Source organism: Blautia sp. HCN-20427 (genome assembly GCF_037890365.1).
In the GTDB taxonomy this organism is placed as follows: domain Bacteria; phylum Bacillota; class Clostridia; order Lachnospirales; family Lachnospiraceae; genus Blautia.
Map to the genome: position 1 here is coordinate 105,385 of NZ_JBBKBX010000003.1, position 15,806 is coordinate 121,190.

Genomic DNA, 15,806 nt, shown 5'->3' on the forward strand with positions numbered 1-15,806 from the left:
CCGGGGGAAGAATCAAGACCTGTCTTGCAATCAGGAGAAAGTTGTAGTAGAATCGAGAAAGAACAGAAAATACAGGAGGCAAGATAAAATGAAAACAGAAAACGCTTGGAAAAAATACAGTGACAAAACAGAAGTTTTTGATTTTTGCGAAAAATATAAATCCTTTATGAGCACCTGCAAGACAGAGCGGGAATGTGTGACTGAAATGGTACAGCAGGCAGAAGCAGCCGGATACCGCAATCTGAATGAAGTGATTGAAAATGGCGAGAGCCTGAAGCCGGGAGATAAAGTATATGCCAACAATATGGGAAAATGCCTGGCTATGTACATTATCGGTGAAGAACCCATGGAAAAAGGTATGAGAATCCTGGGCGCGCATATTGACTCCCCAAGACTGGATTTGAAACAGAATCCTTTATACGAAGACCAGGAACAGGCACTTCTGGACACTCATTATTACGGCGGTGTGAAGAAATATCAGTGGGTGACCCTTCCTATGGCGCTTCACGGGGCTGTGGCAAAGAAAAACGGCGAAGTAGTGAATGTGGTTATCGGTGAAGACGGGGATGACCCGGTAGTTGGTATTTCCGACCTGCTGATTCATCTGTCTGCAAAGCAGCTCCAGAAAACAGCTGCAGAGGTCATTGAGGGAGAAAACCTGAACGTGCTGGTGGGAAGCATGCCTTTGGATGGTAAGGAAGAAGAACCGGTCAGGGCGCAGATTCTCTCCATTTTGAAAGAAAAATATGATATGGAAGAGGAAGATTTCCTTTCCGCAGAATTTGAAGTAGTACCGGCAGGTCCGGCCAGAGATTACGGTCTGGACAGAAGCATGATTATGGCTTACGGACATGATGACCGTGTTTGCTCTTATCCTTCCTTTATGGCGACTCTTGCACAGGACAAAGTAAAATATACCTCTGTGTGCCTGCTGGTAGATAAGGAAGAGATTGGAAGTGTGGGAGCTACTGGTATGCAGTCCCGCTTCTTTGAAAATACCACAGCGGAAGTGATGCATGCAGCAGGACAATACAGCGAACTGCTTTTAAGAAGAGCGCTGAAAAATTCCATGATGCTGTCTTCCGATGTAAGTGCAGCTTTTGACCCTAATTATCCGGAAGTGATGGAAAAGAAAAACAGCGCATACCTGGGACACGGTATTACCTTCAACAAATACACCGGCTCCAGAGGAAAAGGTGGCTCTAATGACGCCAACCCGGAATACATTGCGAAACTGCGCAAAATTATGGATGACAACCAGGTTTCCTTCCAGACAGCAGAACTTGGAAAAGTAGACCAGGGCGGCGGCGGAACCATTGCCTACATACTGGCCAACTATAATATGGAAGTCATTGACTGCGGTGTCGCAGTGCTGAATATGCATGCTCCATGGGAAATTGCAAGCAAAGTGGATATCTATGAAGCTTACAGAGGATACTGCGCTTTCCTTGCAGCGGAAACGAAATAATAAATTGGCACTATACATCTGTGCCGAAAAATGTTAATATAAATTATATTATGAAAACATGAAGGCAAAGTTGTAAAGTGAGGAGTACACAAATGTCAAAAATACTGAAAATTATAGTGAATCTGGTGGTTCTCTTTTCCATAATCATTGCAGCCGCTCTTCTGGTACCTCCTTTTGCCGGGGTGGATACGGTTATGAACGACAATACCGGAACAGATACAAACCTTCCGGTAGGTTCTGTGGCCTACGGAAAGAGCGTCAATGTAAAGAAACTGGAAAAGAAGGATAAGATTATCTATAACGAAGGTTCCAGCACCTACATTTATGAGATTCAGGATATGGATGCCAGTGCAGGCGTTTATCAGGTAAAAGATGTCTACAGCAAAAGCAGTGACACTGAAAATATCAACTTGAACAAATCTGTTCCTAAAGTTGTGGTAGTGGTTCCCTTTATCGGATATGCAGCTATCGCCCTTCAAAGCAAAGAAGGTTTGATAGTAGTAGGCGTGGGAATTGTTTTCCTGGTGATTCTCTTTATTCTCTCAGAACTGTGGCGAAAAGACAGGGATGATGAGGAGGAAGACGAAGATGAGGACGGCGATACGGACGAGGAAGAAGATGAGGATGAAGACGAAGAAAAACTCAGCTTCGGGGAACGCCGCCGTCTGAGAAAGGAAGAAAAGCGCCGCCGCAAACTGGCGAAGAAAGGACTTCTGGATGAGGAGGAGGACGAAGAACTTCCGCCGGCTTCCGCAGAGAAAGAAAGTCCGGAACTTCAGGGCTTTGATGATGCCATGAAGGATGCGATGTCTTCCATTGCTATGGGTGTTGCAGCGGTCAGTGAACCGGAGCAGACACCAGATGCTACCATAGTTATGCCGAATGCAGAAGAACTGGAAAAGGCAGCACAGGAAGCGGCAGCAGAGCCGATGGAAAAAACTGTGCAGAGCAGCACGGAAACAGAGCAGCCGGAAATTCCTGTTGAACCGGAGACAGAAATTTCTGATTCTGAGAACTATAATAATATAGAAGAAACAGAATCTGAAGAGGCCGAAGAGGAGATTCCGGTTGATGTAAATGCGGTACCGAAAAGTCCAAGCGTACAGGAACTTCTCGCCAAAGCACAGGCAGCAGGAGAAACTCCGGAAGTCAAGACCGACGAAGAAAATAAAGTTACATTGCTGGATTACTCAGATATTGTATAAGAAGAGAAAACTGTCCTATGGAACAGCCGTCAGGAATACAACAAATTCCTGATGTGCGTTACTGGGGCAGTTTTTTATGGTTCGGACAGTTCTTTGTTATGTATGGGAAAAAATACAAAAAAATATAAAAACTCTTGAAAAAAAGCTTGCATTTTGGAAAAACTTCCATTATACTAACAAGTGCTGTGACATGATAGCTATGAAGCGCGAGGTTGCTGTCAAAGACAGGTTTTCCGTGGAGCGAATGTCAAGTTAGGAAACTGACGACAAGTCACTGTATTACATCTAAAGACTTACCACTAAGGTGGGAGTGTGTGTAGAAATCAAGATGACACACACGGGAATGTGTACAGTCGCCGCTTGTCGTACTAATTAAAAGTGCGAAAAGGAGGAGACTTTTTTTATGGCAAGTCAAGTAATGAGAATCACTTTAAAAGCTTATGACCATCAGTTAGTAGATGCGTCAGCAGGCAAAATTATCGAAACTGTTAAGAAGAATGGAGCAACTGTTAGCGGACCGGTACCGCTTCCTACAAAGAAAGAAGTAGTAACAATCCTGCGTGCAGTTCACAAATACAAAGATTCCAGAGAACAGTTCGAGCAGAGAACTCATAAAAGACTGATTGATATCATTGCACCGACACAGAAAACAGTTGACGCTCTGGCAAGACTGGAAATGCCGGCTGGTGTTTACATTGATATCAAAATGAAACAGAAATAATTCTGTTTAAGGTTAAGAGAGATTATCCTTACAAGGTTGATATAGAAGCAATGCTTTAAGCATCCACTTATGTTGACTGTTTGTCTAGGATGATTGCACATCACAGTGTAATCCGCTGTAGATTCACAGGAGGTAAAAAGAATGAAGAAAGCAATCTTAGCTACTAAAGTCGGAATGACTCAAATCTTCAACGAAGACGGAGTATTAACTCCAGTAACTGTATTGCAGGCTGGTCCTTGTGTGGTAACACAGGTTAAGACCATGGACAATGACGGTTACGAAGCAGTACAGGTTGGTTTTGCTGACAAGAGAGAAAATCTTGTAAACAAACCAATGAAAGGACACTTTGATAAAGCTGGTGTTTCCTGCAAGAGATTCGTCAGAGAATTAAAATTAGAAGGCGAATACACATTAGGACAGGAAATCAAAGCGGACATCTTTGCGGCAGGCGACAAAATCGACGCAACTGCAATCAGCAAAGGTAAAGGATTCCAGGGCGCTATCAAGAGACACGGACAGTCCAGAGGACCTATGGCTCACGGTTCTAAATATCACCGTCATGCAGGTTCCAACGGTGCTTGTTCTGACCCGTCCAAAGTATTCAAAGGAAAAAGAATGCCAGGACACATGGGACATGTAAAAGTAACTGTTCAGAATCTGGAAGTTGTAAGAGTTGACGCTGAAAACAACTTGCTGTTAGTAAAAGGCGCAGTTCCGGGACCTAAGAAATCCTTAGTTACAATCAAAGAAACTGTAAAATGCGGTAAATAAGTTTTCGTTGGAAAGGAGGACCACATAAAATGGCAAACGTATCTGTTTATAATATGGAAGGCAAAGAAGTTGGAACAATGGAATTAAACGATGCAGTGTTCGGTGTTGAAGTCAACGACCACTTAGTGCATTTAGCAGTTGTTCGCCAGCTTGCAAATAATCGTCAGGGAACACAGAAAGCAAAAACACGTTCTGAAGTTTCCGGAGGCGGAAGAAAACCTTGGAGACAGAAAGGAACTGGTCATGCAAGACAGGGTTCAACAAGATCTCCACAGTGGACAGGCGGCGGAGTTGTATTCGCTCCTACACCAAGAGACTATTCCGTTAAGATGAATAAGAAAGAAAGAAGATTAGCTCTTAAATCCGCTCTGACAAGCAGAGTTCAGGAAAACAAGCTTATCGTTCTTGATGAACTGAAATTAGATGAAGTAAAAACAAAAGCAATGCAGAATGTTTTAAATAACTTAAATGTTTCTAAAGCAATGGTTGTTTTAGCTGACAACGATGCAAACGTAGTATTATCTGCAAGAAACATTCCTGATGTTATCACAGCACTGCCAAACACAATCAACGTATATGACGTGCTGAAATACAACACAGTAATCTTAACAAAAGCTTCTGCAGCAGCAATCGAGGAGGTATACGCATAATGGCAAACGTAAAGTATTATGATGTAATCCTGAAACCAGTTGTGACTGAAAAAAGTATGGCTGCTATGGGCGAGAAAAAATATACTTTCTTAGTTCACACAGATGCAAACAAAACAATGATTAAAGAAGCTGTTGAGAAAATGTTCGAAGGAACAAAAGTAAAATCTGTCAACACAATGAACTTAGACGGAAAGAACAAAAGACGCGGTATGACTTTTGGAAAAACTGCTAAGACAAAAAAAGCTATCGTTACATTGACAGAAGACAGCAAAGATATTGAAATCTTTGAAGGACTTTAATTTAAGTCTTTCGGTTACGAAAATATAGACAAGCAGTCGAGAAAAAATAATCCGATATTTGGCTGCGGCAAAGAAACACCAGGGCATGTTGAAAGCCCGATGGTGCAGTTATGAAAGGAGAGACAGTAATGGGAATTAAAACATACAGCCCATATACACCTTCCAGAAGACACATGACAGGTTCTGATTTCTCTGAAATCACAACTTCTACACCAGAGAAATCTCTGGTAGTGTCCTTAAAGAAAAATGCTGGACGTAATAATCAGGGTAAAATTACAGTTAGACACCGCGGAGGCGGAAACAGAAGAAAATACAGACTCATCGACTTCAAGAGAAGAAAAGATGATATCCCTGCAACAGTTAAAACCATCGAATACGACCCGAACAGAACAGCTAACATTGCTCTTATCTCATACGCTGACGGTGAGAAAGCATATATCTTAGCTCCAGAAGGTTTAAAAGTTGGTATGAAGATTATGAATGGTGCTAATGCCGAAGTAAGAGTTGGTAACTGCTTACCATTATCTGAAATTCCGGTTGGTACTATGATTCACAATATCGAGCTGTATCCGGGAAAAGGCGGACAGTTGGTTCGTTCCGCTGGTAACGGAGCACAGTTAATGGCAAAAGAAGGCAAATATGCAACACTTCGTCTGCCATCAGGTGAAATGAGAATGGTTCCATTAAACTGCCGCGCTTCTATCGGCGTTGTAGGAAATGGCGAGCACAGCCTTATCAACATTGGTAAAGCAGGACGTAAACGTCACATGGGTATCAGACCTACAGTTCGCGGTTCCGTTATGAACCCGAATGACCATCCACACGGTGGTGGTGAAGGTAAGACTGGTATCGGACGCCCAGGTCCATGTACACCATGGGGCAAACCGGCTCTTGGCTTGAAGACAAGAAAGAAAAAGAAACAGTCTAACAAGTTAATCGTAAGAAGAAGAGATGGTAAAACATTAGCTAAATAGTAGGAGGTAAGACAATGGCTCGTTCATTAAAAAAAGGACCGTTCGCAGATGAAAGCTTACTGAAAAAAGTAGACGCTATGAATGCTGCTGGCGATAAGACAGTTATCAAAACATGGTCACGTCGTTCCACAATTTTCCCTTCCTTCGTTGGACATACAATCGCTGTTCATGACGGAAGAAAACATGTGCCGGTGTATGTAACAGAAGATATGGTTGGTCACAAACTCGGTGAGTTCGTTGCAACCAGAACATACAGAGGACATGGAAAAGACGAGAAAAAATCAGGTGTTCGCTAATATTTGAAAGGAGGCTTTTATCATGGCAAAAGGACATAGAAGTCAGATTAAAAGAGCAAGAAATGCTAATAAAGATACAAGACCGTCTGCAAAATTATCCTACGCAAGAATGTCCGTACAGAAAGCTTGCTATGTACTGGATGTAATTCGTGGTAAAGATGTTCAGACAGCACTGGGTATCTTAACATACAACCCAAGATACGCTTCCAGCGTAATCAAAAAATTACTGGAATCAGCAATCGCAAACGCTGAAAACAACAACGGTATGAATCCGGAAAATCTTTACATTGCAGAGTGCTACGCTAACAAAGCACCGACAATGAAGAGAATTAAACCGAGAGCTCAGGGTAGAGCTTACAGAATCGAAAAGAGAAACTGCCATATTACTGTTGTGTTAGATGAGAGATAAGGAGGAGTATCATGGGACAGAAAGTTAACCCACACGGACTCAGAGTCGGAGTTATCAAAGACTGGGATTCCAAATGGTATGCTGAAGGCGATTTCGCTGATAACTTAGTAGAAGACTACAACATCAGAACATACCTGAAAAAGAAATTATACAGCGCAGGTGTTTCCAAGATTGAAATCGAAAGAGCATCTGACAGAGTAAAAATCATTATCTACACTGCAAAACCGGGCGTTGTTATCGGTAAAGGCGGTGCAGAAATCGAAAAAGTAAAAGTTGAATTACAGAAATTCACAGATAAAAAAGTAGTTGTTGATATCAAAGAAGTAAAAAGACCGGACAAAGATGCGCAGTTAGTAGCTGAAAACATTGCATTACAGCTGGAAAACCGTATTTCTTTCCGTCGTGCTATGAAATCTACAATGTCCAGAACAATGAAAGCCGGAGCAAAAGGTATTAAAACTTCCGTATCCGGACGTCTTGGCGGTGCTGATATGGCTCGTACAGAGTTCTACAGCGAAGGAACTATTCCGCTTCAGACATTAAGAGCAGATATCGACTATGGTTTCGCTGAAGCAGATACCACTTACGGCAAAGTTGGCGTAAAAGCATGGGTCTACAATGGCGAAGTACTTCCAACAAAAGGAACTAAGGAAGGGAGCGATAAATAATTATGTTAATGCCAAAAAGAGTTAAACGTCGTAAACAGTTTCGCGGTTCCATGAAAGGAAAAGCATTAAGAGGAAATAAAATCAATTACGGTGAATTCGGTTTAGTTGCAACAGAACCATGCTGGATTCGTTCCAACCAGATTGAAGCAGCCCGTGTTGCCATGACTCGTTACATCAAACGTGGTGGTAAAGTATGGATTAAAATTTTCCCAGATAAACCAGTAACAGCAAAACCAGCAGAAACACGTATGGGTTCCGGTAAAGGTGCCTTAGAATACTGGGTAGCAGTTGTAAAGCCAGGCAGAGTAATGTTTGAAATCGCAGGCGTTCCGGAAGAAACAGCTCGTGAAGCGTTACGTCTTGCGATGCACAAGTTACCATGTAAATGTAAAATCGTTTCTCGTGCAGACTTAGAAGGCGGTGATAACAGTGAAAATTAAAAATTATGTAGAAGATTTAAAAACAAAATCAGCTGCAGAATTACAGGAAGAATTAGTAGCTGCTAAAAAGGAACTCTTTAACTTGAGATTTCAGAATGCAACAAATCAGCTGGACAACACAAGCAGAATTAAAGAAGTTCGTAAGAACATCGCTAGAATCCAGACTCTGATTGCTCAGAAAGCAAACGCATAAGGAATTCATTCCTAGAAATAGAAAGGAGCAGCATAATCGTGGAAAGAAATCTTAGAAAAACACGTGTTGGTAAAGTTGTAAGTGACAAAATGGATAAGACCATTGTTGTAGCTATCGAAGACCACGTTAAACATCCTCTTTACGGAAAAATCGTAAAGAGAACATATAAATTAAAAGCGCATGATGAAGAAAACACATGCAATATCGGTGATACTGTAAAAGTTATGGAAACAAGACCATTATCCAAAGATAAAAGATGGAGACTTGTTGAAGTAGTAGAAAGAGCAAAATAATTTGTAAGGAGGAATCTAAGCATGATTCAACAGGAAAGTAGACTTAGAGTCGCTGACAATACAGGTGCAAAAGAAATCCTCTGCATCCGTGTTATGGGTGGTTCTACTAGAAGATATGCTAACATCGGTGATGTAATCGTTGCTACCGTTAAAGATGCAACACCAGGCGGTGTTGTGAAAAAAGGTGACGTTGTGAAGGCCGTTGTTGTTCGTACTGTAAAAGGTGTTCGTCGTAAAGATGGTTCTTACATCAAATTCGATGAAAACGCTGCTGTTATTATCAAAGATGACAAGACACCGAAAGGAACTCGTATTTTTGGACCAGTAGCCAGAGAGCTTCGTGACAAACAGTTTATGAAAATTGTTTCCTTAGCTCCGGAAGTATTATAGGAGGTAAGCCTGATGTTTAAGATTAAAAAAGGTGATACTGTTAAAGTTATCGCTGGTAAAGATAAAGACAAAGAAGGAAAAGTAATCTCTGTTAATCCGAAAAAAGGCGCTGTTCTGGTTGAAGGCGTAAACATGATAACAAAGCACACAAAACCTTCCATGGCTAATCAGCAGGGCGGTATTGTGAACAAAGAAGCTTGGATTGATGCATCTAACGTAATGGTTATGCATGAAGGAAAAGCTACCAGAGTAGGCTTTAAAGTTGAAGATGGTAAAAAAGTGCGTTTCGCTAAAACTACAGGAAAAGTAATCGATTAATAAGAGAGGAGGCCAATATAGTGAGCAGACTGAAAGAAACTTACAAAAATGAAATCGTAGATGCTATGATTAAAAAGTTTGGTTATAAGAATATCATGGAAGTGCCGAAACTCGATAAAATCGTTGTAAACATGGGTGTAGGCGAAGCCAAAGATAATGCTAAACTGTTAGACGCAGCAGTAGCTGATATGGAATTAATCACAGGTCAGAAAGCTGTTACAACAAAAGCGAAAAATTCCGTTGCGAACTTCAAAATTCGTGAAGGTATGCCAATCGGCTGTAAAGTAACATTAAGAGGCGAGAAAATGTATGAATTTGCTGACCGTCTCATCAACTTAGCACTGCCTCGAGTACGTGACTTCCGCGGCGTTAACCCAAATGCTTTTGACGGCAGAGGAAACTACGCTCTGGGAATCAAAGAGCAGTTAATTTTCCCTGAAGTGGAATATGATAAAGTCGATAAAGTAAGAGGTATGGATATTATTTTCGTAACTACTGCTAAAACAGACGAAGAAGCTCGTGAATTATTGACATTATTCAACATGCCATTTGCAAAGTAAGATAAATTAGGAGGGAAAATTCATGGCTAAGACAGCAATGAAAGTTAAACAGCAGCGCAAACAGAAATTCTCTACAAGAGAATACAGCCGTTGCCGTATCTGTGGACGTCCACATGCTTACTTGAGAAAATACGGTATCTGCCGTGTTTGCTTCCGTGAATTAGCATACAAAGGCCAGATTCCGGGAGTTAAAAAAGCAAGCTGGTAGGCCGAAAGCAACTTGGTGAAAGCAAGCCGCAAGGCGCGGCTTGAACCTTAGTGCGAGGCCGTTCCCGAACCTGGCTGTGAACACTTAGTGAGGCAAAGCCGAATTTAGTGTGAACGCTCATCTCGAACCTTAGCGAAAACGTAGTTTGAGCTTAGTTGAGAGATGTTTCCGCCAGAGTTGAGGGAACATACCCCTTCTTTAGGTGTTGGGGAGAGAATCTCCCTTATACCTGTCGGGGATTTTAAATAAAAAAATAATTAACATGAAAAGTCTAAATTATAGGAGGAAACTATCATGACAATGAGCGATCCAATCGCAGATATGCTTACAAGAATCCGTAACGCAAACACTGCAAAACACGATACAGTAGATGTACCAGCATCTAAAATGAAACTTGCTATTGCTGACATTCTGTTAAAAGAAGGTTACATTGCAAAATACGACGTTTTAGAAGACGGAGTATTCAAAACCATCCGCATCACATTAAAATACGGTGCAGACAAAAATGAAAAAATCATTACAGGTCTGAAGAGAATTTCCAAACCAGGTCTTCGTATTTACGCTGGAAGCCAGGAAATTCCAAGAGTATTAGGTGGATTAGGTATTGCAATCCTTTCTACAAACCAGGGAGTTATCACAGATAAAGAAGCTAGAAAACTTCATGTAGGTGGAGAAGTTCTGGCATTTGTTTGGTAGGCCGAAAGCAACTTAGTGCGAGGTCATTCATGAACCTTAACGAAACCGAGCCAAAGGCGAGAGTTGAGTTTAGTTGAGTGAACATACTTCCAAAAATCTGACAAACATCAGAATGTGTCCAAGCGAGTTTTTATTATGTCCAAGCGAGAGGATAACAGGACTTTGTCCTTTATCATAGATAAATAGTAATACTGAAAACAGAAGGGAACCATAATCGGCCCTTCCGAAAATCTAAGTAAGGAGGAAATTGGTATGTCACGAATTGGAAGACTGCCTGTAGCTGTTCCGGCAGGAGTAGAAGTTAAAATTGCTGAGAACAACGTAGTGACTGTAAAAGGTCCTAAAGGAACACTTGAAAAAGCGTTGCCTGTTGAAATGTCAATTAAGTTAGAAGATGGTCATGTTGTTGTTACTAGACCAAACGACTTAAAGAAAATGAAATCTTTACACGGTTTAACAAGAACACTTATCCAGAATATGGTAACAGGTGTTAGCCAGGGATACGAAAAAACTCTGGAAGTAAACGGTGTAGGTTATAAAGCAGCAAAACAGGGTAAGAAACTGGTATTGAGCTTAGGATATTCTCACCCGGTTGAGATGGAAGACCCAGAAGGTCTGGAATCCAAAGTAGACGGAAACAAAATCGTTGTATCCGGTATTGATAAAGAAAAAGTTGGCCAGTACGCTGCTGAAATCAGAGATAAGAGAAGACCTGAACCATACAAAGGTAAAGGTATTAAATATGCTGATGAAGTTATCAGACGTAAAGTTGGTAAAACTGGTAAGAAATAAGTAAGGAGAGTGTAAAAATGGTTAGTAAAGTATCAAGAGCGAAAGTTCGCGCAAAAAAACATAGAAGATTACGTAATCATCTCAGCGGTACAACTGCTACACCTCGTTTAGCAGTATTCCGCAGCAATAATCATATGTATGCTCAAATTATTGACGATACAGTTGGAAAAACTCTTGTTTCTGCTTCTACAACACAGAAAGAAGTAAAAGCTGAGTTAGAAAAAACCAATAACGTTGATGCTGCAGCATACTTAGGTACAGTAATTGGCAAAAGAGCAGTAGAAGCTGGTATTAAAGAAGTTGTATTCGACAGAGGCGGCTTCATTTACCACGGAAAAGTTAAAGCATTAGCAGACGCAGCAAGAGAAGCTGGGTTAGAATTCTAATAAGGGAGGAAATGAACACATGAAACGTTCTATCATTGATGCTAGTCAGTTTGAATTAGAAGAAAAAGTAGTGTCAATCAAGCGTGTAACAAAGGTTGTTAAAGGTGGTCGTAACTTCCGTTTCACAGCTTTAGTTGTTGTTGGTGACGGCAACGGACACGTTGGCGCTGGTTTAGGTAAAGCAACTGAAATTCCGGAAGCTATCCGCAAAGGAAAAGAAGATGCTATGAAAAAATTAGTTAGTGTAGCAAGAGACGAAAACGGAAGTATTACACATGACTATGTTGGAAAATTCGGAAGTGCAGAAATGCTCTTAAAGAAAGCTCCAGAAGGTACAGGTGTTATTGCCGGAGGTCCAGCTCGTGCGGTTATTGAACTTGCAGGTATTAAGAACATTCGTACAAAATGTATGGGTTCCCGTAACAAACAGAACGTAGTTCTGGCTACAATCGCAGGTTTAAGCCAGTTAAAGACTCCGGAAGAAGTTGCAAAACTTCGCGGAAAATCTGTAGATGAGATTTTTGCATAAGGAGGATTAAAAAATGGCAGATAAATTAAAAATCACTCTGGTGAAATCTACAATCGGTGCTGTTCCGAAACATAAAAAAACAGTGGAAGCATTAGGTTTAAGAAAACTGAACAAAACAGTGGAAATGCCGGACAATGCTGCAGTTCGCGGTATGATTCAGCAGGTAAGACACTTAGTTAAAGTTGAAGAAATCTAATTAATATAAAGAAGGAGGTGCCATCATGGAATTATCAAATTTAAGACCAGCTGAAGGTTCTAAACAGAGCGATAACTTCAGAAGAGGCCGTGGACACGGTTCAGGTAATGGTAAGACAGCAGGTAAAGGCCACAAAGGTCAGAAAGCACGTTCCGGTGCAAAGAGACCAGGTTTTGAAGGTGGTCAGATGCCTTTATATAGAAGACTTCCTAAGAGAGGCTTCAAGTGCAGAAACTCTAAGGAAATCATCGCAGTAAACGTTGATATCTTAAACAGATTTGAAGACGGTACTGAAGTGACACCAGCAGCTTTATTAGCTTCCGGTGCTATCTCCAAGTTAGGAGACGGTGTAAAACTTCTTGGTAACGGAGAACTTACTAAGAAATTAAATGTAAAAGTAAACGCTGTAAGCGAAAGCGCAAAAGCCAAAATCGAAGCCGCAGGTGGAACAGTTGAGGTGATCTAATGCTCAAGACTCTTAAGAATGCCTTTAAGATAAAGGATATAAGACGTCGAATTTTCTATGTATTCCTGATGTTGATTGTGATTCGTATTGGTTCACAGTTGCCGATTCCGGGAGTAAATAGTGATTATTTTAAAGAATGGTTTGCGAGCCAGTCCAGTGATGCGTTCAATTTTTTTGACGCCTTCACCGGCGGTTCCTTTACCGAAATGTCAATTTTTGCATTAAATATCACCCCATATATTACTTCTTCTATCATCATTCAGCTTTTGACCATTGCAATTCCAAAGCTGGAAGAAATGCAGCGTGATGGAGAAGAGGGCAGGAAGAAAATGACTGCAATCACCCGTTATCTGACTATCGGTCTTTCTTTATTCCAGTCTGTTGCCATGACAATCGGATTTGGTAATAAAGGTCTGATTCCAGATATGAATTTCGGCAAAGCAGTCGTTGTAGTAACCTGTCTGACAGCAGGCTCGGCATTATTAATGTGGATTGGTGAGCAGATTACTGACAAGGGTGTGGGAAACGGTATCTCTATTGTTTTGATGATTAATATCGTCTCCAGAATCCCAAGCGATATGGTGACTCTTTTTGACCAGTTTGTCAAAGGAAAGACCTATGCAAAGGGTGCTTTGGCAGCCGTAATTATTGCAGCTGTTATCCTGGTTGTTGTCGTTTTAGTATTAATCTTAAACGGCGGTATCAGAAGAATCCCTGTACAGTATTCTAAAAAGATGGTCGGCAGAAAAGTAATGGGCGGTCAGTCCAGTTCCATTCCTTTAAAGGTAAACACAGCAGGTGTTATTCCGATTATCTTTGCCTCTTCTTTGATGTCTTTCCCGGTTCTGATTGCAAGCTTCATGGGAAAAACGGGGGGAACAGGCGTCGGAAGCCAGATTCTGAAAGGACTTACTTCCAGCAACTGGTTTAATCCGAGTGAACCCATATATTCTATTGGTTTGGTCGTATACATTGTATTAGTTATCTTCTTTGCATATTTTTATACATCTATCACTTTCAACCCTATGGAAGTGGCAGATGATATGAAAAAGCGCGGTGGATTTATCCCGGGTATCCGTCCCGGAAAACCAACACAGGAATATCTGGAAAAAATCTTGAGTTATTTAATCTTCATCGGTGCTGCAGGTCTTGTAATCGTTGCAGTCATCCCGTTCTTCTTTAACGGTGTGTTCGGCGCGAATGTTTCCTTCGGAGGAACTTCACTTATCATCGTGGTAGGCGTTGTTCTGGAAACATTGAAACAGATTGAATCCCGCATGTTGGTTCGTAACTATAAAGGTTTTTTAAGTGAATAAAAGATAAGTTTAGGAAGAAACCGTCGCAGAGAAAGCAGTTTGACTGCTTTACAGGGCAAGAGAGGAGTCACAAGACTGTGGTTCTTCGTTGCTGCGGCGGTTTTTGCCATATTCGAAAGCGAAGTATCTTTTTGAAAGGGGTAAGGGTATGAAAATTATTATGTTAGGCGCTCCGGGAGCAGGAAAAGGTACACAGGCAAAGAAAATTGCCAAAAAGTATGAAATTCCTCATATCTCTACAGGAGATATTTTCAGAGCCAACATTAAGAACAATACAGAATTAGGGAAAAAAGCAAAAACTTACATGGATAAGGGGCTTTTGGTTCCGGATGAACTGACTGTGGATTTGGTCATTGACCGTGTACAGCAGGAAGACTGCAAAAATGGATACATTCTGGATGGTTTTCCAAGAACCATTCCGCAGGCAGAGAGTCTGGATGCAGCACTGGCAAAAATGGGAGAAAAAGTGGATTTTGCCATTAACGTAGAAGTTCCTGATGAAAATATTGTAAACCGTATGTCAGGACGCAGAGCCTGCGTAGGCTGCGGCGCAACTTATCATATCAAATACAATGCGCCGAAAACAGAAGATATCTGTGATGTCTGCGGCGAAAAGCTGGTGCTCAGAGAAGATGACCAGCCAGAGACAGTACTGAAACGTCTGGGAGTATACCATGACCAGACACAGCCTTTGATTGAATATTATGCAAAGGCCGGCGTGCTGAAAGAAGTAGACGGCACCGTTGATATGGAAGATGTTTTTCAGGCGATTGTCAGCGTGTTAGGAGAGTAAAAGATGTCAGTAACAATAAAAACTGCCAGAGAGATAGAATTAATGAGAGAAGCCGGAAGACTTCTGGAAAAAGTGCACGATGAACTGGGCGCTTTTATTAAGCCGGGAATCAGTACTCTGGATATTGACCGGCTTGGAGAAAAATTAATCCGAAGTCTGGGCTGTACCCCTAACTTTTTAAATTATAATGGATACCCTGCTTCCATCTGTGTATCTGTCAATGATGAGGTTGTACATGGAATCCCGAAAAAGAACCGGATTCTGCAGGAAGGAGATATTGTAAGTCTGGATGCAGGTCTGATTTACAAAGGATACCATTCTGATGCAGCCCGTACCCATGCAGTGGGACAGATTTCACCGGAAGCGCAGAAGCTGATGGATGTGACGAAGCAGAGCTTTTTCGAGGGCATGAAATATGCGAAAGCCGGAAATCATTTGAATGATATCTCTTCTGCTATCGGCGGTTATGCAGAAAAATTCGGCTATGGTGTAGTTCGCGACCTGGTAGGACACGGAATCGGAACTCATCTTCATGAAGATCCTCAGATTCCTAATTTTCCCCAGAGACGCAGAGGAATCCGTCTGGTTCCGGGAATGACTCTGGCGATTGAGCCTATGATTAATCAGGGCAGAGCCGATGTAGAGTGGCTGGATGATGACTGGACCGTAGTAACCGAGGACGGTTCTTTATCCGCACATTACGAGAACACCATTCTCATTACCGAAGGTGAACCTGAAATTCTCACCCTGAGTAAATAAGGGAGGTTCT

General features: G+C 41.5%; 26 protein-coding genes. All 26 read left to right on the plus strand.

The window, feature by feature from the left end; translation table 11 throughout:
* Positions 1–88 precede the first annotated feature (88 nt).
* Positions 89–1,468, plus strand: a complete 1,380-nt coding sequence (locus WKT17_RS02590) for an aminopeptidase (RefSeq protein ID WP_173748275.1) — start codon at positions 89–91, stop codon at positions 1,466–1,468.
* 92 nt (positions 1,469–1,560) lie between these two features.
* A complete protein-coding gene (locus WKT17_RS02595; protein WP_173748277.1) occupies positions 1,561–2,673 on the plus strand; it encodes a hypothetical protein in 1,113 nt (370 codons plus the stop codon).
* Between the two features lie 403 nt (positions 2,674–3,076).
* Positions 3,077–3,394, plus strand: a complete 318-nt coding sequence (rpsJ, locus tag WKT17_RS02600; protein ID WP_003022820.1) for a 30S ribosomal protein S10 — start codon at positions 3,077–3,079, stop codon at positions 3,392–3,394.
* Positions 3,395–3,535: 141 nt separating this feature from the next.
* Positions 3,536–4,165 carry a 50S ribosomal protein L3 gene (gene rplC / locus WKT17_RS02605; protein ID WP_173748279.1) on the plus strand — a complete coding sequence of 210 codons (630 nt, stop codon included), beginning with the start codon at positions 3,536–3,538 and terminating at the stop codon, positions 4,163–4,165.
* A 29-nt stretch (positions 4,166–4,194) separates the two neighbouring features.
* On the plus strand, positions 4,195–4,815 hold the full coding sequence (rplD, locus tag WKT17_RS02610; RefSeq protein WP_173748281.1) for a 50S ribosomal protein L4: 621 nt from the start codon (positions 4,195–4,197) through the stop codon (positions 4,813–4,815).
* Positions 4,815–5,114, plus strand: coding sequence for a 50S ribosomal protein L23 (gene rplW / locus WKT17_RS02615; RefSeq protein WP_111918166.1), 300 nt, complete (start codon positions 4,815–4,817; stop codon positions 5,112–5,114). Before rplD ends, rplW begins: the two co-directional genes overlap by 1 nt.
* A 128-nt stretch (positions 5,115–5,242) precedes the next feature.
* Positions 5,243–6,088: a 50S ribosomal protein L2 gene (gene rplB, locus WKT17_RS02620; RefSeq protein WP_173748283.1), complete on the plus strand. Its 846-nt coding sequence runs from the start codon at positions 5,243–5,245 to the stop codon at positions 6,086–6,088.
* Between the two features lie 14 nt (positions 6,089–6,102).
* Positions 6,103–6,384, plus strand: a complete 282-nt coding sequence (rpsS, locus tag WKT17_RS02625; protein WP_003022807.1) for a 30S ribosomal protein S19 — start codon at positions 6,103–6,105, stop codon at positions 6,382–6,384.
* Between the two features lie 22 nt (positions 6,385–6,406).
* Positions 6,407–6,793 carry a 50S ribosomal protein L22 gene (gene rplV, locus WKT17_RS02630; protein ID WP_003022804.1) on the plus strand — a complete coding sequence of 129 codons (387 nt, stop codon included), beginning with the start codon at positions 6,407–6,409 and terminating at the stop codon, positions 6,791–6,793.
* 11 nt (positions 6,794–6,804) lie between these two features.
* Positions 6,805–7,461 carry a 30S ribosomal protein S3 gene (gene rpsC / locus WKT17_RS02635; RefSeq protein WP_173748285.1) on the plus strand — a complete coding sequence of 219 codons (657 nt, stop codon included), beginning with the start codon at positions 6,805–6,807 and terminating at the stop codon, positions 7,459–7,461.
* A gap of 2 nt (positions 7,462–7,463) precedes the next feature.
* The gene (rplP, locus tag WKT17_RS02640) at positions 7,464–7,901 is read left to right on the plus strand and encodes a 50S ribosomal protein L16 (RefSeq protein WP_003022799.1); all 438 of its coding nucleotides are present in this window, start codon (positions 7,464–7,466) and stop codon (positions 7,899–7,901) included.
* Positions 7,891–8,094: a 50S ribosomal protein L29 gene (rpmC, locus tag WKT17_RS02645; protein ID WP_003022797.1), complete on the plus strand. Its 204-nt coding sequence runs from the start codon at positions 7,891–7,893 to the stop codon at positions 8,092–8,094. Before rplP ends, rpmC begins: the two co-directional genes overlap by 11 nt.
* A 38-nt stretch (positions 8,095–8,132) precedes the next feature.
* Positions 8,133–8,387 (plus strand): 30S ribosomal protein S17, encoded by a 255-nt coding sequence (gene rpsQ, locus WKT17_RS02650; protein ID WP_291683089.1) that lies wholly within the window; start codon positions 8,133–8,135, stop codon positions 8,385–8,387.
* 21 nt (positions 8,388–8,408) lie between these two features.
* Positions 8,409–8,777 (plus strand): 50S ribosomal protein L14, encoded by a 369-nt coding sequence (rplN, locus tag WKT17_RS02655; RefSeq protein WP_022303899.1) that lies wholly within the window; start codon positions 8,409–8,411, stop codon positions 8,775–8,777.
* Positions 8,778–8,789: 12 nt separating this feature from the next.
* A complete protein-coding gene (gene rplX, locus WKT17_RS02660; RefSeq protein WP_111918173.1) occupies positions 8,790–9,095 on the plus strand; it encodes a 50S ribosomal protein L24 in 306 nt (101 codons plus the stop codon).
* Positions 9,096–9,115: 20 nt separating this feature from the next.
* On the plus strand, positions 9,116–9,655 hold the full coding sequence (gene rplE, locus WKT17_RS02665; protein WP_111918175.1) for a 50S ribosomal protein L5: 540 nt from the start codon (positions 9,116–9,118) through the stop codon (positions 9,653–9,655).
* A 22-nt stretch (positions 9,656–9,677) separates the two neighbouring features.
* Entirely contained in the window at positions 9,678–9,863 is a 186-nt protein-coding gene (locus WKT17_RS02670; protein ID WP_003022786.1) for a type Z 30S ribosomal protein S14, read from the plus strand.
* Between the two features lie 294 nt (positions 9,864–10,157).
* Positions 10,158–10,559, plus strand: coding sequence for a 30S ribosomal protein S8 (gene rpsH / locus WKT17_RS02675; protein ID WP_111918177.1), 402 nt, complete (start codon positions 10,158–10,160; stop codon positions 10,557–10,559).
* Positions 10,560–10,811: 252 nt separating this feature from the next.
* Positions 10,812–11,351: a 50S ribosomal protein L6 gene (rplF, locus tag WKT17_RS02680; protein WP_173748287.1), complete on the plus strand. Its 540-nt coding sequence runs from the start codon at positions 10,812–10,814 to the stop codon at positions 11,349–11,351.
* A gap of 17 nt (positions 11,352–11,368) precedes the next feature.
* Positions 11,369–11,737, plus strand: coding sequence for a 50S ribosomal protein L18 (gene rplR / locus WKT17_RS02685; protein ID WP_173748289.1), 369 nt, complete (start codon positions 11,369–11,371; stop codon positions 11,735–11,737).
* Between the two features lie 19 nt (positions 11,738–11,756).
* The gene (gene rpsE, locus WKT17_RS02690; RefSeq protein ID WP_173748291.1) at positions 11,757–12,266 is read left to right on the plus strand and encodes a 30S ribosomal protein S5; all 510 of its coding nucleotides are present in this window, start codon (positions 11,757–11,759) and stop codon (positions 12,264–12,266) included.
* A gap of 13 nt (positions 12,267–12,279) precedes the next feature.
* Positions 12,280–12,462, plus strand: a complete 183-nt coding sequence (rpmD, locus tag WKT17_RS02695) for a 50S ribosomal protein L30 (protein ID WP_087271709.1) — start codon at positions 12,280–12,282, stop codon at positions 12,460–12,462.
* 25 nt (positions 12,463–12,487) lie between these two features.
* The gene (gene rplO / locus WKT17_RS02700) at positions 12,488–12,928 is read left to right on the plus strand and encodes a 50S ribosomal protein L15 (RefSeq protein ID WP_173748293.1); all 441 of its coding nucleotides are present in this window, start codon (positions 12,488–12,490) and stop codon (positions 12,926–12,928) included.
* Entirely contained in the window at positions 12,928–14,244 is a 1,317-nt protein-coding gene (gene secY, locus WKT17_RS02705) for a preprotein translocase subunit SecY (RefSeq protein ID WP_173748295.1), read from the plus strand. Before rplO ends, secY begins: the two co-directional genes overlap by 1 nt.
* A 148-nt stretch (positions 14,245–14,392) precedes the next feature.
* Complete coding sequence (locus WKT17_RS02710) at positions 14,393–15,037, plus strand: adenylate kinase (protein ID WP_173748297.1); 645 nt, start codon at positions 14,393–14,395, stop codon at positions 15,035–15,037.
* Between the two features lie 3 nt (positions 15,038–15,040).
* A complete protein-coding gene (gene map / locus WKT17_RS02715; RefSeq protein WP_173748299.1) occupies positions 15,041–15,796 on the plus strand; it encodes a type I methionyl aminopeptidase in 756 nt (251 codons plus the stop codon).
* Positions 15,797–15,806 lie beyond the last annotated feature (10 nt).